Origin of the sequence: Pseudomonas sp. S31 (genome assembly GCF_016648105.1) — a bacterium.
Lineage (GTDB): Bacteria > Pseudomonadota > Gammaproteobacteria > Pseudomonadales > Pseudomonadaceae > Aquipseudomonas.
In genome coordinates this window covers 1-323 of sequence record NZ_JACVVE010000103.1, presented here as the reverse complement: position 1 = coordinate 323, position 323 = coordinate 1, and the positions used below count along the sequence as shown (strand labels likewise).

Sequence of the window (323 nt, the reverse complement as noted above, 5' to 3'; positions counted from 1 at the left end):
CGTCGCCGTGGTCGAAGGCCTGGGCTGCAAGGCCATCCGCGTGTTCGAGCCCCATGCCATCGGCCCTGCCCTGCGCGAAGCCCAGCGCATGGCCGAACAGTACCGGGTGCCGGTGGTGGTGGAGATCATCCTCGAGCGGGTGACCAATATCGCCATGGGCACCGAGATCAACGCCGTCAACGAGTTCGAGGAGCTGGCAAGCACTGCCGCCGATGCGCCGACTTCGATCCTGACCCTTCGAGACCTTTAAGGAGAGCCCTATGCCACGCTTCGCTGCCAACCTGTCCATGCTGTTCACCGAACAGGACTTCCTGGCCCGCTTC

1 pseudogene is annotated in these 323 nt (G+C 64.1%); it reads left to right on the top strand.

Annotated features, from left to right (window positions below):
- Positions 1 to 250, top strand: a pseudogene (locus IAE37_RS28655) (glyoxylate carboligase); the annotation flags it as partial.
- Positions 251 to 323: the final 73 nt, after the last annotated feature.